The sequence below is a fragment of the Actinoallomurus sp. NPDC052274 genome, assembly GCF_040679475.1.
GTDB lineage: Bacteria > Actinomycetota > Actinomycetes > Streptosporangiales > Streptosporangiaceae > Actinoallomurus > Actinoallomurus liliacearum.
Genome location: NZ_JBFAUT010000045.1, coordinates 1 through 24688, shown reverse-complemented (window position 1 = coordinate 24688; position 24688 = coordinate 1). Strand labels below are relative to the sequence as shown.

Below are 24688 nucleotides of genomic sequence, written 5' to 3'. Positions count from 1 at the left end.
TGCGATGCCCGCCAGCGCGAAGCCCGCCACGTACGATCCGTTCGACGAGGCGTTCCAGATCGATCCGTACCCGGCGTACCGGCACCTGCGCGACCACGATCCGGTGCACCGTCACTCCGACCCGCCGTTCTGGGCGCTGTCCCGCTTCGACGACATCTGGAGCGCCGTACGGGACAACGCGCGTTTCTCCTCGGAGCAGGGGCTGACCTTCCATCCGGACGAGATCGGCACCCTCGGCCTCGCGCCGACCATCGTGATGCTCGACCCGCCCCGGCACGGGCAACTGCGCGCGTTGATCGGCAAGGGCTTCACGCCGCGTCGCGTCGCCGCGCTGGAGGGCCTGATCCGCGAATTCGTGCGAACGCGCATCGCCGACTTGGAGCGCAAGGCGGCCGACGGCGAGCCGGTCGACCTGCACCGGGACTTCTCCTCGCCGATCCCGACCTTCGTCCTGGCGCATCTCCTCGGTGTGCCGGAGCGGCACCGTACCCGGTTCGACCCATGGGTGACCGCGCTGACCGGCCTGCAGGACAGCGGCTTCCGGCTGGAGGAGTCCGCCGCCGTCGGCGCCGTGGCCGAGATGTTCGAGTACTTCTCCGAGGTGATCAGTGCCCGCCGCCGCGACCCCGGCGACGACCTCATCAGCGCGCTCACCGCGGCCGAGGTGGACGGGGAGCGCCTGACCGACTGGGACATCCTCGGGTTCTGCTTCGTGATGGTCGCCGGCGGCAACGACACCACCGGCAACCTCATCTCGCACGGCGTCATGCTGTTGGACGCCCACCACGACCAGCGCGAGCGGCTGGTCGCCGATCCAGCGCTGATCCCGAACGCCTTGCTGGAGTTCCTCCGGCTGGAGGGCTCGGTGCAGGGGCTGGCGCGCACCACGCTGCGCCCGGTGACGCTGCACGGGGTGGAGATCCCAGCGGGGGAGAAGGTCATGATGCTGTACGGCGCGGCCAACCGCGACGAGCGCGAGTTCGGGCCCACCGCCGGCCGGCTGGACATCACGCGCGAGGTACCCCGGCACCTCGGCTTCTCCAGCGGCGTGCACTTCTGCATCGGCTCCCACCTGGCGCAGTTGCAGGCGCGGGTGGCGCTCGAGGAACTCCTCGCCCGCCAGCCCACGGTCGGGGTCGACCTCGCCGGGGCGCGGCGGTTGCGGTCGGCCTTCACCCGTGGGTGGGTCAGCCTGCCGGCCACGGGGATACGCGTACGCGCGCGGGACCACTGACGACCGAGCGCGGTTCGGTAATTGTCAACTCAGTATGTAGGGTTGGTGGACAATCTCATAGAGAGGGCCCCCTCGTGCGCTTCGCTCTGACCTCTCGCGCGGCGACGCTCCTGGCCGCCGGCGTCCTCGCCGCCTCCGTTTCCGCCGGCCCGGCCGTCGCCTCGTCCGTGCCGCTTCCCCCGCACAACCCGTACGCGGGCCCGGACGGCACCGCCACCATGCACGCCGACACCGGATCCTCGGACGCCACCACGCTGTCCGGCCCCGGCCCGGGGACGCTGAAGTCACATCTGGCGCAGCTGGCCTCGGCCTGCCCGACCATCCTGGTCGGCTACGACGGCCGCCCCGTCGCGCTGTGCACGACGATCCTGGGCCAGACCCCCACCGTCCATCTGCTCGACCCGGCGAGCGGCGACTCGATCGCCGAACTGGCCCTCGCCAAGGGGTCCTCCGTGCTCGGCGGCGTCTACGCCTACCTGGACGACAAGGACCGCCTCGTCCTCGTGGACGGCGACCACGACCTGGTACGCATCGGGCACCACCAGGCGGCCGACGGCTCCTGGCGGCTTCAGGTCGACGGCTCGCTGTCGCTCGCCGGCGCCATGTCGGGCGACGACTCGGTGATCGGCATCTCCCCGGACTGGCAGGGCCGCGTCTGGTTCGCCACCGCGAACGGCGTGGTCGGCACCGCCGACGACAGGACGGGCGTCGTCCGGACCATCTCCCTCCCGGCCGGCGAGACGATCGCCAACAGCATCTCGACCGCACCCGTCGGGACCGCCGTCACCTCGACGCACGCCACCTACCTCCTCGCCGCCGACGCGGACGGCACTCCGCGCGTCCGCTGGCGGCGGACGTACGACCGGGGCCCCGGCCGCAAGCCGGGGCAGCTGAGCTGGGGCAGCGGGTCGACCCCGACCTTCTTCGGCCCCACCGACGGCACCGACTACCTGACGATCGTCGACAACGCCGCGCCCACCGTGAACCTGCTGGTCTACCGGGCCGCGACCGGAGATCCGGTCTGCGAGGTGCCGGTGCTCAAGGCCGGCGGCAGCGGCAGTGAGAACTCACCGATCGGCGCGGGCGACTCGGTGTACGTCGCGAGCACGTACGGCTACCCGTACCCCACCCAGCCGTCCGGCGCCACGGTGCCCGCCACCGCCGACTTCGTGGGCGGCCTGTCCCGGGTCGACGTTCGCCCCGGCGGATCCGGCTGCACGCTGCGCTGGGACAACAAGGTCCGGTCCGCGGCCGTGCCCCGGCTGTCCCTCGGCGACGGGCTGATCCACACGGTCCTGCGCGAACCGGTGATCCCCGGAACGACCGCGACCTCGATCCTGGACCCGTACTACTACGCCGAGATCGATCCCGGCACCGGCTCCGTCGTACGCAAGCAGTTCATCGGCGTCGGCGCCGTGTACGACACGCTCCAGATGGTCGGCGGCATCGCTCCCGGACGCGTGACCTACCAGGGCACGGTCACCGGCATCGTGCGCGTTTCGAATTAGCGCGCCCGGTCGTCGTCGCGGGTGTTTCCCGCGACGCGTTCGGCGTACTCAGGGTTCAGCGGATGCAGCACGAGCCGCTCCGTCACAAGATCGTCTATTGAGAGATGACCTATCACGAGGCGGTCTCGATCCACATCCGAGGCTCTGTACCTACTAGTATGTACAGCCACTCTCGGCGGGCGCCGAGACCATCCGTGGCGAAGGAGGACCGCTGAGATGCCACTCGTGCGTATCGACGTGCTCGGGACCGACCAGAAACGGCTCGACGCGCTCGGCCGGGCCGTGCACGAGGCCCTGGGCGAGACGATGGGCTTCCCGCCCGACGACCGGTTCCAGGTCCTGACAGGGCACGACGGCACGAGCAGCACGCTGCGCTACGACGACTACCTCGGCGTGCACCGGGACGAGGGAATCGTCTACGTCGCGATCACCATGCGGTCCGGGCGTTCGCCCGAGCGGAAGCGGGCGCTCTACCGGCGGATCGCCGAGCTCGCCCACGAGTACGCCGGAATCGAGCCGCGGAACGTCTTCATCACCCTGACCGAGAACGAGTCGATCGACTGGTCGTTCGGCGACGGCTTGGCGCAGTACGCCCCGGAGGACTAGGAGGGGAGGCGGCCGCTGGTGCGGGCCTCGTCGTCGAAGCCCAGCCGGTCGTACAGCCGCATGGCCGCCGCGTTGCCCTCATAGACGCCCAGGCCGACCCCGTCACAGCCCTCCTCGAACAGCCGCCGCATGGCCCAGACCGTGATCGACGCGCCCAGCGCCCGGCGGCGGGCGTCCGGGTGGACCGCGATCGCCGCGACCTGGCCGACCTCCGGGGCGGACGTGGTGTCGGCCAGGCAGGCCAGCAGCCCCTCGGCCTCGCCTCGTACGGCCGCCCAGCGGCGCGCCCTGCCGTCACCGGGCCAGACGGACCAGTCCGAGCTCGTGAGCTTCAGCAGGTCGGTGATCGTGTCACCGTCGTCGTACCAGTCGACGCGGTCCTTCGCGGGCTGGACCGGCGGCACCTCGTACGCGACCCGATACCGCCAGTCGCTCGTGTCGGCGAGCGGCAGCGGCGTGCCGCGCGGCACGTTGACGTGCACGTCCGAGGGAAGTTCGCCGCGTAGCGCGGTCAGCAGACCGGCGACCGCCGCGGGCGCGCCGAGCCCGACGACCCGTTTGATCGTCGCGCGGTCGCGGTTCAGGTCCAGGAAGGCGACCGCGCCGTCGGCGCGCCAGGCCGTGCCGCGGCGCGCGGGATGCACGCTCCGGATCAAGGGGTGGCCACCGGTGATCGCCAGGAGGTCGTCGATCGAGGAGGGGATCACGCCGCACAGGCTAGCCCCGCCCTCGGCCGACGAGATCACGACCCCGTTCCCTCCCATGTCACAGGCCGCCGGGCTGCCTCGTCTCGAGGAGCGAGGACAGGTGCTCGCGCCGGGGACGCGCCATTCACCATGACGTCCGCCACGCGGGAACAGAGCAAGGGAATCGAACATGATCAGAATCGGCGTCATCATCGGCAGTACCCGCCCCGGGCGCAATGGCGACCGGGTGGCCCAATGGGTGCGGGACCTGGCGGCCGAACACGCGGGCGACACCGCGGAGGTCGAGCAGAAAGGACGGTCGTCATGCGTATCACGGTCTTCGGAGCCAACGGCCCCACCGGCCGCCTCCTTACCGGCCAGGCACTCGCCGCCGGACACCAGGTCGCCGCGGTCACCCGGCGGCCCGACTCGTTCCCGCTGCGCCATGACCGGCTCCAGGTGATCGGCGCCGACGTGCTCGATCCGGAGGCCGTCGACGCCGCCGTAGCCGGGCGGGACGCGGTGCTGTCGACGCTCGGGGTGCCCGCCGGGAAGGAGCCGATCAGCACCTACTCGCGCGGGGCGGCCAATATCGTCACCGCGATGGAACGGCATCGGGTGCGCCGGCTCGCCGTCGTCAGCTCCAGCGGGGTCGACCCGCACCCGTACTCCGATGGCGGGGTCCTGTTCAACCGAGTCCTTCTGCCTTACGTGACGCGGGTGCTGGGCAGGACGATGTACGACGACATGCGGCGGATGGAGACGCTGGTCCGGGCCGGCGAGCTGGACTGGACGATCGTGCGCCCCAGCGGGCTCTACCACTTGCCGTCGGTCACCGACTACACCGTTGTCGAGGGCCACGCCGACGGCAGGTTCACCGCCCGTGTCGACCTGGCCGCGAGCATGCTGGCCCTGCTGGACGGCGACCGCTACCTCCGCACCACCGTCAGCGTCATCACCACCGCCGACAACCCCACCCTGCTCCAGTGGATCCGCCGCGAAGCGCTCGCCAAGAAGTGAGGGGCGCTTGCCCGCCGTGTCCGGGCGGGGGCGCGCGGACCGTACCGGGTGACGCCGCCCTCGGCCGGCCCGATCATGACCCCGATGTCGGTGGGGCCGGGGACGTACGGGAGCCTCATGTCGATCAACGGGGGAGATCCGCCGTTTTGCGGGTAGTCCCCAGACGGCGAAAGGGCGGGGCATGGGGATGGACACCGCGGGACCCAGGGCGGCGGCGTGGCATCGCTCACGGCTGGTGTCGGGACTGGGGCAGGCCGCACTGATCGTCCTCCTGTTCTACGCGTACCGGATCGGCCGCCGCCTCGCGGAGGCCGGCCCGGCCGAGGCCGTGCGGCACGCGCGGTCGGTCTGGCGCGCCGAGCGCCTGCTCCACCTGCCGAACGAGGCGTCCCTGCAGCACGCGGCGCTGCACTGGGACGGATGGGCGCGGGTGGCCGACGTCTACTACGTCGCCGTGCACTTCCCGGCGACGGCGGTGTTCCTCGCGTGGGTGTGGTGGCGGCACCGGGAAGGCTGGCCGCGGGTACGGGCCGCCATCATCCTGTCGACGGCGCTGGCCCTGGCCGGTCACTTCCTCTACCCACTGGCCCCGCCACGCCTGCTGCCCGGCACCGGGCTCGTGGACCTGATGAACGTCTACGGACCGTCGGCGTACGCCGAGGCGCCCGGCCACGGAGCGTCGAACCAGTTCGCCGCCATGCCGTCGCTGCACGTCGGCTGGGCGATCCTCGTCGCCTGGGGGATCATCCGGTACGGCGCGGGCCGGGCGCGCTGGGCGGCGGTGGCCTACCCGGTCGCGACGACCTCCGTGGTCGTCCTCACCGCCAACCACTACTGGCTCGACGGTGTGGCCGGGGCGATCGTGGTGATCGTCTCCGTCGCGCTGAGCGGCGTCGGCGAACGGATAGTGTCGAGGCGTGGTGCGCAGGGAATCTGAACAGGCCGACAGCCTCTTCGACACGCCGGCCGAGGAGGCGCAGCAGGCGAACGCGCCGCTGGCGGTGCGGATGCGCCCGCGCGGCCTCGACGAGGTCGTCGGCCAGGCGCACCTCCTCGGGCCCGGCACGCCCCTGCGCCAGCTCGTCGAGCGGGACGTCCCCATGTCCCTGGTGCTGTGGGGGCCGCCCGGCACCGGCAAGACCACCCTCGCGTACGTCGTCAGCCAGGCGACCGCACGCCGGTTCGTGGAGATCTCCGCGGTGTCCGACGGCGTCAAGCAGGTCCGCGCCGCCATCGACGTTGCCAAGCGGGAGCTGGGCATGGGCGGCCGGCAGACCGTGCTGTTCGTCGACGAGGTGCACCGGTTCAACAAGGCCCAGCAGGACGCCCTGCTGCCCGCCGTCGAGAACCGCTGGGTGTCCTTCATCGGCGCGACCACCGAGAACCCCTTCTTCTCCGTCATCAGCCCGCTGCTGTCCCGCTCCCTGCTGCTGACGCTCCAGCCGCTCGGCGACGACCAGCTCCGCGAGGTGATCCGCCGGGCCCTGACCGACGAGCGCGGCCTCGGCGGCGCGGTGAAGCTCGCCGAGCCCGCCGAGGACCACCTGGTACGCCTGGCGGGCGGCGACGCGCGCCGGGCGCTGACGTACCTGGAGGCCGCGTCGTACGTCGCCCCGAACGGCGCGCCGATCGACGTCGACGTCCTGGAGAAGGCCGTCGACCGGGCGGCGGTCCGCTACGACCGCGAGGGCGACCAGCACTACGACGTGATCAGCGCCTTCATCAAGAGCATCCGCGGGTCCGACGTCGACGCGGCGCTGCACTACCTCGCCCGCATGATCGAGGCCGGCGAGGATCCCCGCTTCATCGCCCGGCGGCTGATCGTGCACGCCAGCGAGGACATCGGCATGGCCGACCCCACGGCCCTGCAGACCGCGACGGCCGCCGCGCACGCCGTGGAGTTCGTCGGCCTGCCGGAGGCCCGCATCAACCTCGCCCAGGCGGTGATCCACCTGTCCCTGGCGCCGAAGTCCAACGCCGTGGTCAGGGCGATCAACGAGGCCGGCGGCGACGTGCGGCGCGGGCTCGTCGGCCCGGTGCCGCCGCACCTTCGGGACGCGCACTACAAGGGCGCGGACAAGCTCGACCACGGGAAGGGCTACCGCTACGCCCACGACTTTCCCGGCGGGGTGGTCGAACAGCAGTACGCGCCGGACGCGGTGGCCGGGCGGGAGTACTACCATCCGACCAGGCACGGCATGGAGGCGCGCTTCTCCGACGTGGTCGAGCGGCTCCGCGCCGTTCTCCGCGGCAGGCGCGCCGACTGAGATCAGTGCCGTCGGCGGGTGCGGCAAGGTCGTCCGGGCGCGTTTTCGCAAGCCCGGGACGGTAAGGTCGGTCCGACCGAGTTCTCCGCGACCCGAGGAGGAGGAAGCCGCGTGTTGACGGGCGAACAGCTGGCCGGGCTGATCGTGGCCATGTTCTGGGCGATACTCGTCTCCTTCCTCGCCTACGTGCTCTTGAAACTCGCCCGGTTGCTGACCGAGGCGACCAAGACCGTCGCAGAGCTCGGCGACCGGACCGCCCCCCTGCTGGACGACATGGCCGGCACCGTGGAGCGGGCCAACGAGCAACTGGACCGGGTCGACGTGATCACCAAGAACATGGGCAGCGTCAGCCAGAACGCCGCCGCGGTCAGCACCACCGTCACCTCGATCGTGGGCGGCCCTCTCGTGAAGGCCGCGGCGTTCTCCTATGGTGTCCGTAAGGCCATCGGTTCCCGTGGCCACGGCAACCAGGACGGCAAGCGATGATCCGGCGGTTGTTCTGGTTGTCGCTGGGCACCGCGTTCGGCGCCTGGTCGGCGTTCCGGCTCAAGCGGGCGGTGCGCGCCGTCCTGCCGGGCAGTCTCGCCCACCAGGCCACCGGGCTCGGCCGAACCGTGCGGGGGTTCGCCGGCGACGTCCGCGTCGCGATGAACCACCGCGAGGAAGAACTGCGCGACGCCATGCGCCTCGACGCACACACCGATACTGACAAGGACCTGCACTGATGGAGTCGGCAGAGATCGCCCGCCGTTTTCTCCGCTTCTTCGAGGAGCGCGGCCACACCGTGGTGCCCTCGGCCAGCCTGATCGCCGAGGACCCCACGCTGTTGCTGGTGAACGCGGGCATGGTGCCCTTCAAGCCGTTCTTCCTCGGCCAGCGGACCCCGCCGTACCCTCGGGCCACCAGCGTCCAGAAGTGCATCCGGACCCCGGACATCGACGAGGTCGGCAAGACCACCCGGCACGGCACGTTCTTCCAGATGCTGGGCAACTTCTCCTTCGGGGACTATTTCAAGGAGCAGGCGATCCCATTCGCGTGGGACCTGCTGACCCGGTCGGAGTCCGACGGCGGCTTCGGGTTCCCGGAGGACCGGCTCTGGGCCACCGTCTACCACGATGACGACGAGGCCTTCGAGATCTGGCACAAGAAGGTCGGCCTGCCCGAGGACCGCATCCAGCGCCGCGGCATGGCCGACAACTTCTGGTCGATGGGCGTGCCCGGTCCGTGCGGCCCCTGCTCGGAGATCTACTACGACCGCGGCCCCGAGTACGGCCGCGAGGGCGGCCCGGTCGCCGACGAGGACCGCTACCTCGAGGTCTGGAACCTCGTCTTCATGCAGTTCGAGCGGGGCGCCGGCGCGGGCAAGGAGGGCTGGCCGATCCTCGGTGAGCTCCCCGCCAAGAACATCGACACCGGCATGGGCCTGGAGCGCATGGCGGCGATCCTCCAGGGCGTCGACAACATCTACGAGATCGACACCATGTGGCGGATCCTCGACCGCGCCGCCGACCTCACCAAGACCAAGTACGGCCGCGACGCGCGGTCCGACGTGTCCCTGCGCGTGATCACCGACCACGTCCGCAGCGGCACGATGATGGTCGCCGACGGCGTCGTGCCCTCCAACGAGGGCCGCGGCTACGTCCTGCGGCGCATCCTGCGCCGCAGCATCCGGCACCTGCGGCTGCTCGGCGCCGGCGACGAGCGCTACCTGCACGAGCTCACCGCCGTGGCGATCGACGGGATGGGCGAGACCTACCCGGAGCTGCGCTCCGACGCCGCCCACATCCACACGGTCATCGACGCCGAGGAGCAGTCCTTCCTCACCACGCTCCGCACCGGCACCGCGATCTTCGACGCCTCGGTCGAGGAGACCAAGCGCCGCAAGGAGCCGACGCTGTCCGGCGTGCAGGCGTTCACGCTGCACGACACCTACGGCTTCCCGATCGACCTCACGCTGGAGATGGCGGCCGAGCAGGGCCTGTCCGTCGACGAGAACGAGTTCCGGCGCCTGATGGACGAGCAGCGGCAGCGCGCCAAGGCCGACGCCGCCGCGAAGAAGACCGGCAACCTCGACGTGTCCGTGCTGGGCAGCCTCCTCGAGCAGACCGGGTCGGTGGTCTTCACCGGATACGACGCGGTCGCGGGCGAGGCCCGGGTGGTCGGCCTGCTCGTCGGCGGCGCGAGCGTGCCGTCGGCGGGGCAGGGCAGCGAGGTCGAGGTCGTGCTCGACCGCACCCCGTTCTACGCCGAGGGCGGTGGCCAGCTCGCCGACCAGGGCGTCATCCGGTTCGGCAACGGCGCCGAGGTCGAGGTCCTGGACGTCCAGTCGCCGCTGTCCGGCCTGGTCGTGCACCGCGGCCGGGTCCGCAGCGGCGAGGCGCAGGCGGGCGACACCGCGTACGCCGAGATCGACGTGGAGCGGCGCCGGGCGATCTCCCGTTCGCACACCGCCACGCACATGGTGCACCGCGGGTTCCGCAACGCGCTCGGCGAGTCCGCCGCCCAGGCCGGTTCGGAGAACTCCCCGGGCCGCTTCCGGTTCGACTTCACCGCCTCGGGCGCCGTTCCGCTCAGCGTCCTGCGCGACGTCGAGGCCGAGGTCAACGCCATCCTCATCGACGACCTGGGCGTGCACGCCTCGGTGCACCCGATCGACGAGGCGCGCAAGATGGGCGCGCTCGCGCTGTTCGGCGAGAAGTACGGCGACGAGGTCCGCGTCGTCGAGATCGGCGACTACTCCCGTGAGCTGTGCGGCGGCACCCACGTCGCGCGCTCCGGCCAGCTCGGCCTGATCAAGGTGCTCGGCGAGCAGTCGATCGGCGCGGGCGTGCGCCGGGTCGAGGCGCTCGTCGGCATCGACGCCTTCCGGTACCTCGCCAAGGAGAGCGTGCTCGTCGCGCAGCTGTCCGAGCAGCTCAAGACCCGGCGCGAGGAGCTCCCGGAGCGGATCTCCGGAATGGTCACCCGGCTGCGCGAGGCCGAGAAGGAGCTGGAGAAGGTCCGGTCGCAGCAGGTCCTGCAGGTCGCCGGCGAACTGGCGGGCGGCGCGGAGGACATCGGCGGCGTCGGCTTCGTCGCCCACCGCGTGCCCGACGGCACCAGCGCCGACGACCTGCGGCGGCTCGCGATGGACGTCCGCGGTCGCCTGTCCGGCCGGCCGGCCGTCGTCATCATCGCGGGGGTGCCCAAGGACCGTCCCGTGATCGTCGTCGCGACCCGCGACGAGGCCCGCGCCCGCGGCCTGCGCGCGGGCGCGCTCGTCGGCGTCGCCGCGAAGGTCCTCGGCGGCGGCGGGGGCGGCAAGGACGACCTGGCGCAGGGCGGTGGCGCGAACGCGGGCGCCATCGACGAGGCCCTGGGCGCCGTCCGCCGGACCGTGGCGGCCGCGTGAGACAAGGCGTGCGCATCGGCGTCGATGCGGGCAGTGTCCGCATCGGCGTCGCGCGTAGCGACCCCGGCGGCATCCTGGCCTCACCCCTGGAGACCGTGCGGGCCGGGAAAGGCGACATCGACCGGATCGTTCAGATCGTCGCCGAGAACGACGCCATCGAGGTGATCGTCGGGCTGCCGACCTCCCTCTCCGGGCGAGAGGGACCGGCGGCCGCGACGGCCCGCCGGTTCGCGGAGAAGATCGCACGGCTCCTGGATCCCGAGACGGTACGGCTGTTCGATGAGAGACTCACCACCGTGACAGCCGAAAGTGGCCTCCGGGACAAGGGAGTGCGCGGGCAGGCACGGCGAAAGGTCGTCGACCAGGCGGCGGCCGCGGTGCTGCTCCAGGCGGCGCTCGAGGCCGAGCGCTTGACGGGCCGCCCCCCTGGGGAGACTGTCCAGGGGGACTCATGAGCGACGCAGACCTTGATTTCTTGCGCCAACTCTCCGAGCGCCAGCAGCAGCGCCCGGAGCCGCCGGGCGGTGCGCCCCGGGCGAGCCGGGGAGGCCGGGGGCGGCGCCGCAAGAAGAGCCGCAAGGGCCGCAGGCTGGCGCCGTTCATCGCGCTGGCCTTCCTCCTCGTGGTCGTGTGCGGTGGCGGCTATGTGGGGCTGACCACGATCAACGGCATGCTCAATCCGCCCGACTACAAGGGCGAGGGCAGCGGCAGCGTCACCGTCTGGATCCATGAGGGCGACTCGGTCGCCCTCATGGCGAACCGGCTCAAGGACGCGGGGGTCGTCAAGTCGGTCGACGCGTTCATCAAGCTCGCGACCAAGGACACCAGGGCGACGAGCATCCAGCCGGGCTACTACCACCTGCGCCGGCAGATGTCGGTGAAGTCGGCGCTCGACCTCCTGCTCAGCGACGCCTCCCGCGCCGGTCGCCTCACCATCCCCGAGGGCAAGCGGGTCACCCAGATCCTGCCGTTGCTGGCCAGCAAGACCCACATTCCCCTGAAGGACTTCCAGAAGGCCGCGAAACACCCCGAGAAGCTCGGTCTGCCGTCGTACGCCAAGGGCAGGCTCGAGGGCTACCTGTACCCCTTCACGTACGACCCGGACCCGAAGGCCACCGCGACACAGGTGCTGCGCTCGATGGTCGACCAGTTCAAGAAGGTCGCGGCCAACCTCGACCTGGAGGCCAAGGCGCGTGAGCTGGGCATGTCGCCCGGTGAGGTCGTGACGATCGCCAGCCTCGTCCAGGCCGAGAGCGGCCGTCCCGAGGACATGCCGAAGGTCGCCCGGGTCATCGACAACCGCATCCACAGCTCGCAGCCCTGGATGCGCAAGCTGCAGTTCGACAGCACCGTCATGTACGCCCTGGGCAAGTACAACACCGTGGCCACTCTCGCGGAGACCAAGACGCAGAGCCCGTACAACACCTACGTGGTCTCCGGTCTGCCGCCCGGCCCGATCGACAACCCGGGCGAGGTGGCGCTCAAGGCCGCGCTCGAACCCGAGAAGGGCGACTGGCTCTACTTCGTGGCCCCCGACCCGAAGACCAAGATCACCAAGTTCACGTCCAGCTACCCCGAGTTCCAGAAGCTGAGGCAGGAACTCGCGCGCAACACGGGGCACGGATGACGCACGCCGCCGTCCTGGGGTCGCCGATCGCGCATTCGCTGTCGCCGGCCCTGCACCGCGCCGCGTACGCCGCGCTCGGACTCGACTGGACCTATGAGGCCGTCGAGTGCCGCGAGAGGGATCTGCCCGGCCTGCTGGAGCGGCCGTGGGCGGGCCTGTCGCTCACGATGCCGCTGAAGCGGGCCGTGCTGCCCCTCCTCGACGAGGTGTCGGGGCTGGCGCGCGCGGTGGGCGGCGCGAACACCGTGATCTTCCAGGGCGGGCGCCGGCTCGGTTTCAACACCGACGTGTACGGCATGGTCACCGCGTTGACCGAGGCCGGAGTGCGGTCGCCCGGGTCGGCGGCCGTGCTCGGCGGCGGGGCGACCGCCTGCTCCGCCCTCGCGGCGCTGCGCGACCTCGGACTGTCGAAGGCCGTGGTCGTCGTACGGAGCCCGTGCCGTGCGGCCGAGGCCGTGTCGGCGGCCGACCGGTTGGGCGTGTCGGTGACGGTGCAGACGTTCGCCGACGCGATGCCGCACGCCGACCTGATCATCTCCACCCTGCCGGCCCACGCCGCCGACCCGTACGCCGAGGCCATCGCCGGGGCCACGAACGCCCTCTTCGACGTCGTGTACGCGCCCTGGCCGACCGCCGCCGCCGAGGCCGTCGGCGGGCGCGCCGGCATCGTTGTGGGCGGGCTGCCGATGCTGGTGCACCAGGCCGCCCGCCAGGTCGAGCTCATGACGGGGCACGCACCCGCTCCGGTGGAGGCGATGCGCGCCGCCGTGTCATGACGCGCTGCGGCGCCGCCCGCGAAGGCGCGAGGCCAGCGCGCCGCCCATGATCGCCAACAGCGCCGGGAAACCGATGACGAGCAACGCACCGGCCGCAGGGCCAGATGTCCCCCAGCCCGTGAACCACACAACGAGTGAGCACAGCAGCGGCGACAGGGCGAGCAGGACGACGGCGATCGATCGGCGGCCGGACGCCGAGCGCGGGCGGGCACAGGAGACGAGTATCAGCGCGAGTGCGCCGGCCGCCGGTAGCCAGACCGGGTCGAGGATCATCGCCGACCGCACGAGGATGACACCGCGGTCGCCCAGCAGAGGGTCTCCTGGTGAGGGAAGCCCAAAGAGCGCGTAGGCGAACATGGCGACGCCCACCAGAAACAGGGTGCCGTGCCATCGGCCGAGCGACGAGAGGGCCGGGCGGAGACCGTCGGAGAGGGACAGCGCGGAGGCTGCCAGGACCGCCAGGCCGAACCAGACCAGGTTGCCCTCCACGTCACCGGCCTGCACGGCATAACGGCCCTGTGCCACTGCCAGCCACGGTAGCTGGGACAGAGCCGCGGCCCAGGCGAGTCCGACGGCCGGACGACGCAGGCGTAGCAGGCTCAGCGCGCCGACGACCGGCCACGGGGCCCACATCGGCCAGACCTGGGCGGGCTCCGGGAACAATGCCGCGTAAGAGCTGCCCGAGTCGACGTCGAAGATGATGAAGCCGTTGGGCATCATCATCGTCTCGTGCCGGAAGTAGGCGAGCAGAGCGGTGCACGCCAGCGCGGTCGTCACCAGGGCGAGGACGGCGAAGGCGTCGCGCCATACCGGGCCGCCGAGGGACCGGATCTCGCGTCGCACGTGGATCCGGATGGCTCCTCCGACGAGGTCGGTGGCGTCCCGGGGGCTTGGCCGCTCCCGTCCGGGGCCGGCGGTCGCGAGGAGAACGCCGAGCATCTCCTCGCGCTGGTCGACCGGGTAGAGCCGCAGCCAGCGCCGCAGGCGGTGTTCGAGGGAGCTCATGCGGATCCTCCGGCGAGGCGCAGGCGGGCGGTGGCGGTCTCGGCGTTGCTGCGCAGGCGTTCGGCCTCGGCGGCGAGGCGGGCCGCCCCCGTCTCGGTGAGCCGGTAGTGGCGGCGCAGCCGGCCCTCAACGACCTCCTCGCGGTCGATCTCGGCGAGACCGTCGGCGGTCAGCCGGTCGAGCGCGGCGTACAGCGTCCCGGCCCGCAGGCGCACCCGCCCGTCGGAGATCCGCTCGACGTCGCCGATGATCCCGTAGCCGTGCTGTGGTCCGGCTGCCAATGCGGTGAGGATCAGGAAGGTGGGTTCCTGGAGCGGCCTGTGTCTCATAGCGTCGTTATATACCGATGATCGATATATCGACAACCGGCGGGACGAGGCGGTCGTTCGGCTGCACCATCATGGGAGGGTGCTCGCCGACGTCGTTCCGTACCTCCAGTGCCCGCTGTGCGCGGGCGACCTCATCGTCGCGGGAGCGGCCCTGCGCTGCTCCGAAGGGCACGCGTTCGACATCGCCCGGCAGGGCTATGCCAACCTGCTGACCGGCAAGGCCCACCTGGGGACCGCCGACACGCCGGAGATGGTCGCGGCGCGCGCGGACTTCCTCGGCGGCGGCCACTTCGCCCCGCTCGCCGAGCTCATCGCCGAACGCGCGGCCGCGCTCGACCCGGGGGAGGGGTGCGTGCTGGACGCCGGCGCGGGCACGGGCCACTACCTCGCGGCCGTCCTCGATCGGCTGCCCGGACGCCCCGGCGTGGCCCTCGACATCTCCAAGCACGCCCTGCGCCGGGCCGCGAAGGCGCATCCGCGGATCGGCGCCCTCGTGTGGGACGTCTGGCGGCCCCTCCCCGTCCGTACGGGCACGGTGTCGGTTCTCATCGATGTCTTCGCGCCGCGGAACGGCGCGGAATTCCACCGGGTGCTCCGGCCCGACGGGACGCTGATCGTGGTCACGCCGGCCGCGCACCACCTGGGGGAGGTGATCGGGCCGCTCGGCCTGATCTCCGTGGACGAGCGGAAGGCGGACCGCGTTTCCGACTCGGTGGGTGAGCGGTTCGCTCCCACGGGGACATGGGCGCTGGAGGTTCCGCTGTCCCTCACCCGCGCCGAGGTCCGGTCGCTCGTCGCCATGGGGCCGAGCGCCCGGCACGCCGACCCCGGCGCGTTGCGGGCCGCGATCGACGCTCTTCCGGAGTCGATCAAGGTCACCGCGGCCTTCGAGGTGCGCGCTTTCGGCGTCCGGGGCACACCTGCTTTGGACGTACGGCCCGTAACCTGATAGCTTTGACTTTTGACTGGCCTGACGTTCACGCGTCGGGCGCGCAAGCGGAGGGCACCTCCCACCTGATCGGCCGCGCTCCCTCGGGAGTCGAGAGGCTGATGGGTCCCGGTCAGGCACGCTGTCGGCGTGCCCACCTCGTCGGCTTCGGCCGCCGGGGCGTCCGGTGGTGGCCCTGCATGCGAGTCATGCGGGGCTTTTTCGTTTGAAGGGGCCCGGGGCATGGCCGGTCAGGACAGCTCGAAAGCCCCAAGGAGGTCCCATCAGCGCCGAACCGCGTATCAACGAGCGCATTCGCGTGCCCGAGGTCCGGCTCGTCGGTCCGAACGGCGAACAGGTCGGCATCGTGCCGATCGCCAAGGCACTCGACCTTGCTCGGGAGTCCGACCTTGACCTCGTCGAGGTCGCCCCGACCGCGAGGCCGCCCGTGGCCAAGCTCATGGACTACGGAAAGTTCAAGTACGAGTCCGCGATGAAGGCCCGCGATGCGCGACGTAACCAGGCGCACACGGTCATCAAGGAGATCAAACTCCGGCCGAAGATCGACCCGCACGACTACGGCACCAAGAAGGGCCACGTCGAGCGGTTCCTCAAGGCAGGTGACAAGGTCAAGGTCACGATCATGTTCCGTGGCCGCGAGCAGTCCCGACCGGAGCTGGGCTTCCGGCTGCTGCAGCGGCTGGCGGAGGACGTCGAGGAGCTCGGCTTCGTCGAGTCGCGGCCCAAGCAGGACGGCCGCAACATGATCATGGTCCTCGGGCCGCACAAGAAGAAGAGCGAGGCCAAAGCCGAAGGTCCGCGCGCGACCGGCAGTCGAGCGCGGCGGCAGGAGGAGCACGGTTCCCCGGCCTGACCGGGCACACAGCTCCGCTACGACCCTGCTCGCTGAGCGGGGTCGTCTCGCGATGAGGTACGCACACCGCGCCTCCCCGGCGTCCGGTACTCCCTGAGGAGTCGCCGTGCGCCCGGACCGAGGTGCATGGAGATAGGGAGACGTCGGCGACCATGCCGAAGATGAAGACGCACAGTGGTGCCAAGAAGCGTTTCAAGAAGACGGGCACCGGCAAGGTCATGCGCCGCCGCGCCAACCGCAACCACCTGCTCGAGCACAAGCCGACCAAGCGCACGCGCCGGCTCGACGGAGCGGTCGTCCTGTCGAAGAGCGACGAGAAGAAGATCAAGAAGCTGCTCGGCGACTGAGCCCGGCACCACCTGATCGCCGGGCTCCGGCACCTCGACGGTGCCGAGAGTCCCGTTAGTCGAACGACCGGCCGGGCCTAAAAGGCGCGGCCTCCACGAAGGAGTTTCAAGACGTGGCACGCGTGAAGCGGGCGGTCAACGCCGCCAAGAAGCGTCGGGTCGTCCTCGAGCGGGCGAGTGGCTACCGTGGCCAGCGGTCGAGGCTGTACCGCAAGGCCAAGGAGCAGCAGCTCCACTCGATGACGTACGCCTTCCGCGACCGGAAGGACCGCAAGGGCCAGTTCCGTCGCCTGTGGATCCAGCGGATCAACGCGGCGGCCCGCGCGAACGGCATGACGTACAACCGGTTCATCCAGGGCCTGCGCGAGGCCGGCGTCGAGGTCGACCGTCGCATGCTCGCCGAGCTCGCGGTCAACGACGCCGCGGCGTTCGCGGTCCTGGTCGAGACGGCCAAGAAGGCGCTGCCCGCCGAGGGCAGCGCGGCCGCCTGACGGTACAAGTACAGATAACGACGCTGATGGCGGGCCGCGAGCTGACCTCTACTCGATCACCACGGGTGAAGGCGGCTCGTCGGCTCGCCAAACGCGCGTTCCGCCGCCGCGAGCGGCGGTTCCTCGCCGAGGGCCCCCAGGCGGTACGCGAGGCCCTCGCGCTCGACGGCGTCCTCGCCGAGCTGTTCACCACGGCCGAGGCGGAGATCCGCCATCACGACCTGATCGCTCAGGCCGAGCGGTCCGGGGTTCCGATCTTCCGGGTGAGCGGCGAGGTCATGGTCGAGCTCGCGCAGACCGTCACCCCCCAGGGGCTCCTCGCCGTCTGCGCGTTCGTGGACGTCGATCTGCGAGCGGCGCTCGGGACCCCGCCGCGCCTCGTCACCGTGCTGGCGCACGTGCGGGACCCCGGGAACGCCGGCACCGTGCTGCGCACCGCCGACGCCGCGGGCTCCGACTCGGTGATCTTCACGGACGCGTCCGTCGATCCGTACAACGGCAAGTGCGTACGCGCGTCGGCGGGCAGCCTGTTCCATCTGCCGGTCGTGGTCGGACCGCGCTTCGACACCTTGATCCCGGCCCTGAAGGAGTCCGGCCTGACGGTCCTGGCCGCCGACGGCGCGGGGAAGTGCTCCCTGGACGCCGCGCTGGACAAGGGAACCCTCAGCGGCCCGACCGCCTGGGTGTTCGGCAACGAGGCGTGGGGCCTGCCGGACGAGATCCTGGACGCGGTCGACGAGGTCGTACGCGTCCCGATCTACGGCGGCGCCGAGAGCCTCAACCTCGCCACCGCCGCCGCCGTGTGCCTGTACGCCTCGGCCCGCGCCCAGCGGGCCGGCGAGCCCTCCTGACGTCGCGGTCCTCAGCGCAGGGCCAGGGTGAGGGCCACCCCGAGCCCGAACGTGACGACGACGGCCCGTAGGACCCCCGGAGACAGGCGGCGGGCCACGCGGGCGCCGAAGAAGCCGCCGACCAGACTGGTCACCGCCATGATCGCGACGGCCGGCCAGCGCACCGGGCCGAACAGCGCGAAGGCGACAAGGGCCACCGTGTTGATCACCAGGGACAGCACCGCGCGAACGGCGTTGAGCCGCTGCAGGTGGTCGTGCACGAAGACGCCGAGCAGGCCGAGCAGCATGACGCCGAGCCCGGCGCCGAAGTACGCGCCGTAGGCGCCTCCGACCAGGACGCCGCCGTGCAGCATCAGCCGGTGTCCGGCTCCGGTGAGGCGCTGCGCGGCGTCGAGTCGGCGCTTCAGCCACGGCTGTGCCGCGAGAAGGAGGCTGGCCAGCGCGATCAGCGCGGGCACGAACGCGGCGAAGACGCTCGCCGGGGTGTGAAGCAGCAGGACGCAGCCGATGACGGCGCCGAGCACGCTGGTCAGGCTCAACCCGATGGCGCGTTCGCGCTGGCCGGCCAGCTCGGCGCGGTAGCCCACGACACCGCCGACGTAGCCGGGCCAGAGCGCGACCGTGTTGGTCACGTTGGCCGTGATGTTCGGACAGCCCACGGCCAGCAGGGCGGGGAACGAGATCAGCGATCCACCGCCGGCGATCGCGTTGACGCCGCCGGCCACCACACCGGCCACCCCCAGCAACGTCAGGTCGAGGTGGTCCAAGTCCGGCTCCCTCCCTCGTCGACGGGGATCTCCGGCGCGGTCGCGGAGAGTGATGGCGTCGATCGACGACTGTATCCGGACCGCCCATCCCGGCGTCACCCACCCGACAGGACCGGTGTCACCCGCCCGACAGGACGGGTGTCACCCGCCCGACAGGACGGGACGCCCGGGATCGGGCGAAGGAGACGCCTCACCCGGCCGGCGGAGGTCAGTGGGATGTTCGATACCGAACGCAACAGTGATGTCTTCTCGCTGTAACAAATCAGCGTCCCGATTCGTTCATTGGACGAAAAGACGACATGATCGGTGGTGTCGATTCCGCCGCGCCGGATCGGTCGACCGGCCCGAGGCCGGTGCCCGCTTCCCGGCGCCCGTCGCGGCGTTGACATGGATTCCGATGAACGGGGCAAAAGGGTTGGAAACGAACATAAGAGGCATTCCGCTGCCTCGCCGCCGCGCGGTGGCGAGTTGCGAGAGGGGCCCGGGCAGGTCTCCGCTGGCGCGCGGGGGCGCCCACCGGTGCCAGGCCGGGCGCGTGATGGCGGCCCAGGTCGTCCGGCGCAACGGCGCCGCGGCGGTCGTGGCGATCGGCGGCGAGATCGACGTGCAGACGGCGGGGCGGCTGCGCGCGGATCTCCTGGAGCTCATCGACGGCGGGCACATCAACCTCGTCGCCGACTTCGGCGCCGTCCACTTCTGTGACGCCGCCGGGCTCGGTGCGCTGGTCGCCGTGGGCAACCGGCTGCGGGAGAAGGGCGGCACGCTTCGCCTGGCGCGGGTGCGGCCGGCGCAGCGGAGGATTCTGCGAATCACTCGGCTCGACGAGTTGTTCCCGACGTATGACACGGTCGATGAGGCGTTCGGTAACTGACATCCGGGCGACATGTCAGGAACATCCGTAATTAACGACACTGGCGTGGCGGTATTTACGTCGTCCGCACTAGAGTCAGGCCAGCACTGTCAATATGGAGCCGGGGGAGGTGGCCGCGGTCGTGGGCGGACCGGTTCCGCGCGACGTTGAACCCTCCGCCGGGCAGACGGCGCAGCGGGGAGTCTCTTCCGAGCAGCGCGAGGTCTCTGCCGAGCGGTGGGACGTCGCTCCCGACTCGCTGCCCGACGGGCTCGTCGTGGCCGACGCCGATCGGCGGGTCGTGGTGTTCAACCGGGCGGCGGCCCGGCTGACCGGCATCGCGCAGGCCGCGGCCCTCGGCAGCGACTTCGCCGACGTGCTGCCGCTGCGCGACGCCGACGGCCGCGACTGGTGGAAGTGCCTCGACCCGTACGGCGGTCTGGCCACCCGCACCCGTCACCCGGAGCGGCCGCTGTACCTCGGCGACGGGCCGGAGTTGCTGGTCACCGCCTCCTACGACCGGGAGGCGGACGGCACCGTCCGCCGGTTCACGATCGCCCTGCGGGACGCGGCCGAGCGCGCCCGCCACGAGCGCGGGCGGGCCGACCTCGTCTCCACCGTCGCCCACGAGCTGCGGTCCCCGCTGACGAGCGTCAAGGGCTTCACCGCCACCCTGCTGGCCAAGTGGCACCGCTTCAACGACGACCAGAAGCGGGTCATGCTCGAGACGGTCAACTCCGACGCCGACCGGGTGACCCGGCTGATCACCGAGCTGCTGGACGTCTCGCGCATCGAGGCGGGCCGGCTGGAGATGCGCCGCCAGGTCGTCGACGTCGTCGAGGAGGCCCGCAAGATCATCGCCGGCCGGGTCGCGGCGGGCGACCCGGCGGACCGCTTCACGCTCGACGTCCGGGGCGAGCTGCCGGAGATGTGGCTCGACCCGGACAAGATCGACCAGATCATCGGCAATCTCGTGGAGAACGCCCTGCGACACGGGGCTGGTACCGTAACGATCGTGGTGGAGCCGGACGCGGGCGCGCGTGGAGCCGTCGTCGCCGTGCGCGACGAGGGTGAGGGCATCCCGCCGGAGGCCGCCCAGCGCGTCTTCCGTCAGTTCTGGCGTGGCCACGGCCAGCCCCGTGGCGGCACGGGCCTCGGTCTCTACATCGTCAAGGGCCTCGTCGAGGCGCACGGTGGCGCCATCTCGGTACGGCGCGCCCCGGGCGGCGGCGCCGAGTTCCGATTTAGTCTGCCCGCCGGGGCTCCAGACTTCGCCTGAGAGCGCCGCGGGCTTCCCGAGCGGCCCGTCCCGCCATGATCTGATGGCCGCGTCACGGGCCGCAGGCCATGCGCCGACTAGACTCGTTCGCCGTTCCGCCATTGCTGGAGTAACTGACACTCATGTCCGCACCCAATAAGTCCTATGACCCCGTCGAGGTCACCGCGCTCCATCCGGACGAGGTGGCCCGCGCGCGCGACGAGGCGTTCGCCGCGATCCGGGCCGCCGCGAGCCTCGACGAGCTGAAGCAGGTCCGCCTCGCCCACGCCGGCGACCGCTCGCCGCTCGCGCTCGCCAACCGGGAGATCGGCGCCCTGCCGCCGCACGCCAAGGCCGAGGCGGGCAAGCGCGTCGGCGCGGCCCGCCGTGAGGTCTCTGAGGCGCTCAAGACGCGCCAGGCCGAGCTGGAGGAGGAGCGCGACCAGCGTGTCCTCGTCGAGGAGGCCGTCGACGTCACCCTCCGGCTCGACCGCGCGCCGCGCGGCGCCCGGCACCCGGTGACCACCATCGCCGAACGCATGGCCGACGTCTTCGTCTCCATGGGCTTCGAGCTGGCCGAGGGCCCCGAGGTCGAGGCCGAGTGGTTCAACTTCGACGCGCTGAACTTCCCGCCCGCCCACCCGGCGCGCGAGATGCAGGACACCTTCTTCGTCGAGTCCGAGGACTCCGGGCTGGTCCTGCGCACCCACACCTCGCCGGTGCAGATCCGCGCCCTGCTGACGCGTGAGCTGCCCGTCTACGTCGTGTGCACCGGCCGTACCTTCCGCACCGACGAGCTCGACGCGACGCACAGCCCCGTCTTCCACCAGATGGAGGGCCTCGTCGTCGACGAGGGCATCACGATGGCCGACCTGCGCGGCGCGATCGGCGCGTTCGTCACCGGCATGTTCGGCGCCGGCCTGAAGACCCGGTTCCGCCCGTACTACTTCCCGTTCACCGAGCCGTCCGCCGAGGTGGACATGCAGTGCTTCGTCTGCCGCGGCGCCTCGGCCGAGCCGGGCGGCGAGCCGTGCCGCACCTGCCGGTCCGAGGGCTGGATCGAGCTGGGCGGCTGCGGCATGGTCAACCCGCGGGTGCTGGTCGCCGCCGGGGTCGACCCGGAGCGGTACAGCGGCTGGGCGTTCGGCCTCGGCGTCGAGCGCACGCTCATGTTCCGGCACGGTGTCGAGGACATGCACGACATGTTCGAGGGTGACGTGCGCTTCACCCAGGCGTTCGGGATGGAGATCTGATGCGCGTCCCTGTTTCGTGGCTGCGGGAGTACGCCGAGCTGCCCGCCGAGGTCACCGCCCGCGACATCGCCCAGAAGCTGATCGCGGCCGGTCTGGAGGTCGAGTCGGTCGAGGCCGTCGGGCACGACGTGTCCGGCGTGGTCACCGGCCAGGTCCTGGAGATCGAGGAGCTGACCGGCTTCAAGAAGCCGATCCGGTTCTGTCAGGTGGACGTCGGCGAGGCGGAGCCGCGCGGCATCGTCTGCGGGGCGACCAACTTCACCGTCGGCGACCGGGTCCCGGCCTCGCTGCCGGGGGCCGTCCTGCCCGGCGGCTTCAAGATCGCCGCGCGCAAGACGTACGGCCGGGTCTCCGACGGCATGATCTGCTCGGAGGCCGAGCTCGGCCTGGCCGAGAGCAGCCCCGGCATCCTCGTGCTGCCGCCGGACACGCCGCTCGGGGCGGACTTCGTCGAGTTGGCCGGGCTGCGCGACGAGGTCCTCGACATCGCGATCACCCCCGACCGGGGCTACACCGCGTCGATCCGCGGCATCGCGCGGGAGGCGGCGACGGCGTTCGACGTGCCGTTCCGCGACCCGGCCGACGTCGAGATCCCGGCCGAGACCGGCGAGTCGTACCCGGCGAGCATCGCCGACCCGACCGGCTGCGACCGCTTCGTGCTGCGGGAGGTGCGCGGCTTCGCGCCGGACACGCCGTCGCCGCTGTGGATGCGGGTCCGGCTGGCCCGCGCCGGGATGCGCTCGGTCTCCCTGGCCGTCGACGTCACCAACTACCTCATGCTGGAGCTCGGGCAGCCGCTGCACGCCTTCGACCGGGCCAAGCTGACCGGCCCGATCGTCGTACGCCGCGCGGAGCCCGGCGAGCGGCTGGAGACCCTCGACCACGTCGTACGGGATCTGCATCCCGACGACGTCCTGATCACCGACGGGTCGGGTCCGCTCTCGCTGGCGGGCACGATGGGCGGCCTGCACACCGAGATCGACGAGAAGTCGACCGACATGGTGATCGAGGGCGCTCACTTCGCGGCGAGCGACCTGGCACGCCAGGGCCGTCGGCACAAGCTCAAGAGCGAGGCGCTGTACCGCTTCGAGCGCGGTGTCGACCGGGAGCTGCCGCTCGTGGCGACCTACCGGGCCGTGCGGATGCTGGCCGAGCTCGGCGGCGCGGAGATCCTTCCGGGGGTCACGCACGCCGAGGCGCCGGCGGAGACCGTCACGATCACGATCCCGGCGGACCACCCGGACCGCGTCGCGGGCGTGACCTACGGCCACGACACGGTCGTGCGGCGGCTCCGCGACGTCGGCTGCGAGGTCACCGGCGAGGACGTCCTGACCGTGACGCCGCCGTCCTGGCGGCCCGACCTGTGCGACCCGAACGACCTCGCCGAGGAGGTCATCCGGCTCGAGGGGTACGAGAACATCCCGGCCCGCGCGCCGCGCTCGGTGGCCGGCCGTGGTCTCACCCCGGCGCAGCGGCTGCGCCGCCGCGTCGGCCGGGCCCTGGCCGCCGCCGGATACCACGAGGTGATCAACTACCCGTTCGTGTCCGCGGCCGACGCGGACGCGCTGCAGCTGCCCGCCGACGACGCCCGCCGGCGCGCGCTGCGACTGGCCAACCCGCTGACCGAGGAAGAGCCGTTCCTTCGGACGACGCTGCTGCCGGCGCTGCTGCGCTCGCTGCACCGCAACCTCGGGCGCGGCTTCTCCGACGTCGCCCTGTTCGAGACGGGCCTGGTGTACCGGCCTCGCCCGGACGCCCCGACGCCGCCCCGGCCGCCGGTCGACCGGGCGCCCACCGCCGAGGAGCTCGCCGCGATCGAGGCGGCACTGCCGGACCAGCCGTTCCGGGTCGCCGTCGTCCTGGCCGGACAGCGTGAGCCGGCCGGCTGGTGGGGCGAGGGCCGCCCGGCGACCTGGGCCGACGCCATCGAGGCCGCCCGGATCGTCGCGGCCGAGGCGGGCGTCGAGCTGGAGGTCAAGGCGGACCAGCACGCCCCCTGGCACCCCGGCCGCTGCGCCGCGCTGTTCGCCGACGGGACGCTCGTCGGCCACGCGGGGGAGCTGCACCCCCGGGTGACCAAGGCGTTCGACCTGCCGGCGCGCGCCTGCGCGATGGAACTCGACCTGAGCCGGCTCGAGTCGAAGGCGGTCGGCACGGTGCTCGCGCCGCACATCGCGACCTACCCGGTGGCCACCCAGGACATCGCGGTCACGGTGGCCGGTGACGTCCCCGCCGCCGAGGTGGAGACGGCTCTGCGGGCGGGCATCGACGCCCACGGCGCCGGTGACCTGCTGGAGTCGATCCGGCTGTTCGACGTCTACACGGGGGAGCAGGTCGGCGAGGGCAACAAGTCGCTCGCCTACACGCTCCGCTTCCGCGCGTCCGACCGTACCCTCACCGCCGAGGAGACCACCGCCGCCCGGGACGCCGCCGTGGCCGCGGCGGCCGAGCGGGTCGGCGCCGTCCTGCGGGGCGCCTGAGGAGGGGCCTGTCGCAAAGCCCTCGTCCGTAGGAGTTTGCGGTGGGCTCCGGGCCCGCGCCGTGGTCACGCACCAGCATTCTGATCATGGTCGGCGTCGGGCTGGACACGGTGAAGCAGATCGAGAGCCAACTCCAGCAG

At 71.7% G+C, this 24688-nt stretch carries 25 protein-coding genes and 1 pseudogene; 22 read left to right on the top strand and 4 right to left on the bottom strand.

Annotation, left to right across the window (positions count from 1 at the left end; translation table 11 throughout):
- Window positions 1-4 precede the first annotated feature (4 nt).
- The 3 genes from AB0K82_RS30915 (at window position 5) to AB0K82_RS30905 (ending at window position 3348) form a co-directional block, all read left to right on the top strand.
- Entirely contained in the window at window positions 5-1234 is a 1230-nt protein-coding gene (locus AB0K82_RS30915; RefSeq protein ID WP_364403839.1) for a cytochrome P450, read from the top strand.
- Window positions 1235-1308: 74 nt separating this feature from the next.
- Complete coding sequence (locus AB0K82_RS30910) at window positions 1309-2742, top strand: hypothetical protein (RefSeq protein ID WP_364403837.1); 1434 nt, start codon at window positions 1309-1311, stop codon at window positions 2740-2742.
- Window positions 2743-2958: 216 nt separating this feature from the next.
- Window positions 2959-3348 carry a tautomerase family protein gene (locus tag AB0K82_RS30905; RefSeq protein ID WP_364403835.1) on the top strand — a complete coding sequence of 130 codons (390 nt, stop codon included), beginning with the start codon at window positions 2959-2961 and terminating at the stop codon, window positions 3346-3348.
- On the opposite strand, the gene AB0K82_RS30900 is transcribed toward AB0K82_RS30905, so the two are convergent.
- Entirely contained in the window at window positions 3345-4055 is a 711-nt protein-coding gene (locus AB0K82_RS30900) for an N-acetyltransferase (RefSeq protein ID WP_364403833.1), read from the bottom strand. The two genes, AB0K82_RS30905 and AB0K82_RS30900, sit on opposite strands and share 4 nt — an antisense overlap.
- Window positions 4056-4224: 169 nt before the next feature.
- Here AB0K82_RS30900 and AB0K82_RS30895 point away from each other — a divergent pair.
- The 10 genes and pseudogenes from AB0K82_RS30895 to AB0K82_RS30850 form a co-directional block, all read left to right on the top strand.
- Window positions 4225-4329 (top strand): annotated as a pseudogene (locus tag AB0K82_RS30895) (NAD(P)H-dependent oxidoreductase); the annotation flags it as partial.
- 29 nt (window positions 4330-4358) lie between these two features.
- Complete coding sequence (locus AB0K82_RS30890; RefSeq protein WP_364403831.1) at window positions 4359-5054, top strand: NAD(P)H-binding protein; 696 nt, start codon at window positions 4359-4361, stop codon at window positions 5052-5054.
- A 181-nt stretch (window positions 5055-5235) separates the two neighbouring features.
- On the top strand, window positions 5236-5991 hold the full coding sequence (locus AB0K82_RS30885) for a phosphatase PAP2 family protein (protein ID WP_364403829.1): 756 nt from the start codon (window positions 5236-5238) through the stop codon (window positions 5989-5991).
- Window positions 5992-6061: 70 nt separating this feature from the next.
- Window positions 6062-7321, top strand: coding sequence for a replication-associated recombination protein A (locus AB0K82_RS30880; RefSeq protein ID WP_364403921.1), 1260 nt, complete (start codon window positions 6062-6064; stop codon window positions 7319-7321).
- 111 nt (window positions 7322-7432) lie between these two features.
- Complete coding sequence (locus AB0K82_RS30875) at window positions 7433-7807, top strand: DUF948 domain-containing protein (RefSeq protein ID WP_252799986.1); 375 nt, start codon at window positions 7433-7435, stop codon at window positions 7805-7807.
- Window positions 7804-8046: a hypothetical protein gene (locus AB0K82_RS30870; protein ID WP_345356324.1), complete on the top strand. Its 243-nt coding sequence runs from the start codon at window positions 7804-7806 to the stop codon at window positions 8044-8046. The genes AB0K82_RS30875 and AB0K82_RS30870 overlap by 4 nt, the downstream gene beginning before the upstream one ends.
- The gene (gene alaS / locus AB0K82_RS30865) at window positions 8046-10712 is read left to right on the top strand and encodes an alanine--tRNA ligase (protein WP_364403827.1); all 2667 of its coding nucleotides are present in this window, start codon (window positions 8046-8048) and stop codon (window positions 10710-10712) included. The genes AB0K82_RS30870 and alaS overlap by 1 nt, the downstream gene beginning before the upstream one ends.
- On the top strand, window positions 10709-11167 hold the full coding sequence (gene ruvX / locus AB0K82_RS30860; RefSeq protein WP_364403825.1) for a Holliday junction resolvase RuvX: 459 nt from the start codon (window positions 10709-10711) through the stop codon (window positions 11165-11167). The genes alaS and ruvX overlap by 4 nt, the downstream gene beginning before the upstream one ends.
- A complete protein-coding gene (gene mltG / locus AB0K82_RS30855) occupies window positions 11164-12339 on the top strand; it encodes an endolytic transglycosylase MltG (RefSeq protein WP_364403823.1) in 1176 nt (391 codons plus the stop codon). Before ruvX ends, mltG begins: the two co-directional genes overlap by 4 nt.
- Entirely contained in the window at window positions 12336-13115 is a 780-nt protein-coding gene (locus AB0K82_RS30850; protein WP_364403821.1) for a shikimate dehydrogenase, read from the top strand. The genes mltG and AB0K82_RS30850 overlap by 4 nt, the downstream gene beginning before the upstream one ends.
- Here AB0K82_RS30850 and AB0K82_RS30845 read toward each other — a convergent pair.
- Entirely contained in the window at window positions 13110-14120 is a 1011-nt protein-coding gene (locus tag AB0K82_RS30845; RefSeq protein ID WP_364403819.1) for a hypothetical protein, read from the bottom strand. The two genes, AB0K82_RS30850 and AB0K82_RS30845, sit on opposite strands and share 6 nt — an antisense overlap.
- Entirely contained in the window at window positions 14117-14449 is a 333-nt protein-coding gene (locus tag AB0K82_RS30840) for a PadR family transcriptional regulator (protein WP_364403817.1), read from the bottom strand. The genes AB0K82_RS30845 and AB0K82_RS30840 overlap by 4 nt, the downstream gene beginning before the upstream one ends.
- 79 nt (window positions 14450-14528) lie before the next feature.
- Between AB0K82_RS30840 and AB0K82_RS30835 the strand changes: the two genes are divergently transcribed.
- The 5 genes from AB0K82_RS30835 to AB0K82_RS30815 all read left to right on the top strand — a co-directional run bounded on the left by AB0K82_RS30835 (window position 14529) and on the right by AB0K82_RS30815 (window position 17940).
- A complete protein-coding gene (locus tag AB0K82_RS30835; RefSeq protein ID WP_364403815.1) occupies window positions 14529-15398 on the top strand; it encodes a putative RNA methyltransferase in 870 nt (289 codons plus the stop codon).
- Window positions 15399-15603: 205 nt separating this feature from the next.
- Complete coding sequence (infC, locus tag AB0K82_RS30830; protein WP_364403813.1) at window positions 15604-16251, top strand: translation initiation factor IF-3; 648 nt, start codon at window positions 15604-15606, stop codon at window positions 16249-16251.
- A gap of 152 nt (window positions 16252-16403) precedes the next feature.
- Complete coding sequence (gene rpmI / locus AB0K82_RS30825) at window positions 16404-16598, top strand: 50S ribosomal protein L35 (protein WP_252783340.1); 195 nt, start codon at window positions 16404-16406, stop codon at window positions 16596-16598.
- A gap of 113 nt (window positions 16599-16711) precedes the next feature.
- A complete protein-coding gene (gene rplT, locus AB0K82_RS30820; protein WP_252783341.1) occupies window positions 16712-17089 on the top strand; it encodes a 50S ribosomal protein L20 in 378 nt (125 codons plus the stop codon).
- A 26-nt stretch (window positions 17090-17115) separates the two neighbouring features.
- Complete coding sequence (locus AB0K82_RS30815) at window positions 17116-17940, top strand: RNA methyltransferase (RefSeq protein WP_364403810.1); 825 nt, start codon at window positions 17116-17118, stop codon at window positions 17938-17940.
- Window positions 17941-17951: 11 nt separating this feature from the next.
- Here AB0K82_RS30815 and AB0K82_RS30810 read toward each other — a convergent pair whose 3' ends face one another.
- Window positions 17952-18707 (bottom strand): sulfite exporter TauE/SafE family protein, encoded by a 756-nt coding sequence (locus tag AB0K82_RS30810; protein ID WP_364403808.1) that lies wholly within the window; start codon window positions 18705-18707, stop codon window positions 17952-17954.
- Window positions 18708-19245: 538 nt separating this feature from the next.
- Between AB0K82_RS30810 and AB0K82_RS30805 the strand changes: the two genes are divergently transcribed.
- The 4 genes from AB0K82_RS30805 to pheT all read left to right on the top strand — a co-directional run bounded on the left by AB0K82_RS30805 (window position 19246) and on the right by pheT (window position 24548).
- Window positions 19246-19578 carry an STAS domain-containing protein gene (locus AB0K82_RS30805; protein ID WP_364403919.1) on the top strand — a complete coding sequence of 111 codons (333 nt, stop codon included), beginning with the start codon at window positions 19246-19248 and terminating at the stop codon, window positions 19576-19578.
- A 109-nt stretch (window positions 19579-19687) separates the two neighbouring features.
- Window positions 19688-20836, top strand: coding sequence for a HAMP domain-containing sensor histidine kinase (locus tag AB0K82_RS30800; RefSeq protein ID WP_364403806.1), 1149 nt, complete (start codon window positions 19688-19690; stop codon window positions 20834-20836).
- Window positions 20837-20958: 122 nt separating this feature from the next.
- Entirely contained in the window at window positions 20959-22068 is a 1110-nt protein-coding gene (gene pheS, locus AB0K82_RS30795) for a phenylalanine--tRNA ligase subunit alpha (protein WP_364403804.1), read from the top strand.
- Window positions 22068-24548, top strand: a complete 2481-nt coding sequence (gene pheT / locus AB0K82_RS30790) for a phenylalanine--tRNA ligase subunit beta (RefSeq protein WP_364403802.1) — start codon at window positions 22068-22070, stop codon at window positions 24546-24548. Before pheS ends, pheT begins: the two co-directional genes overlap by 1 nt.
- Window positions 24549-24688: the final 140 nt, after the last annotated feature.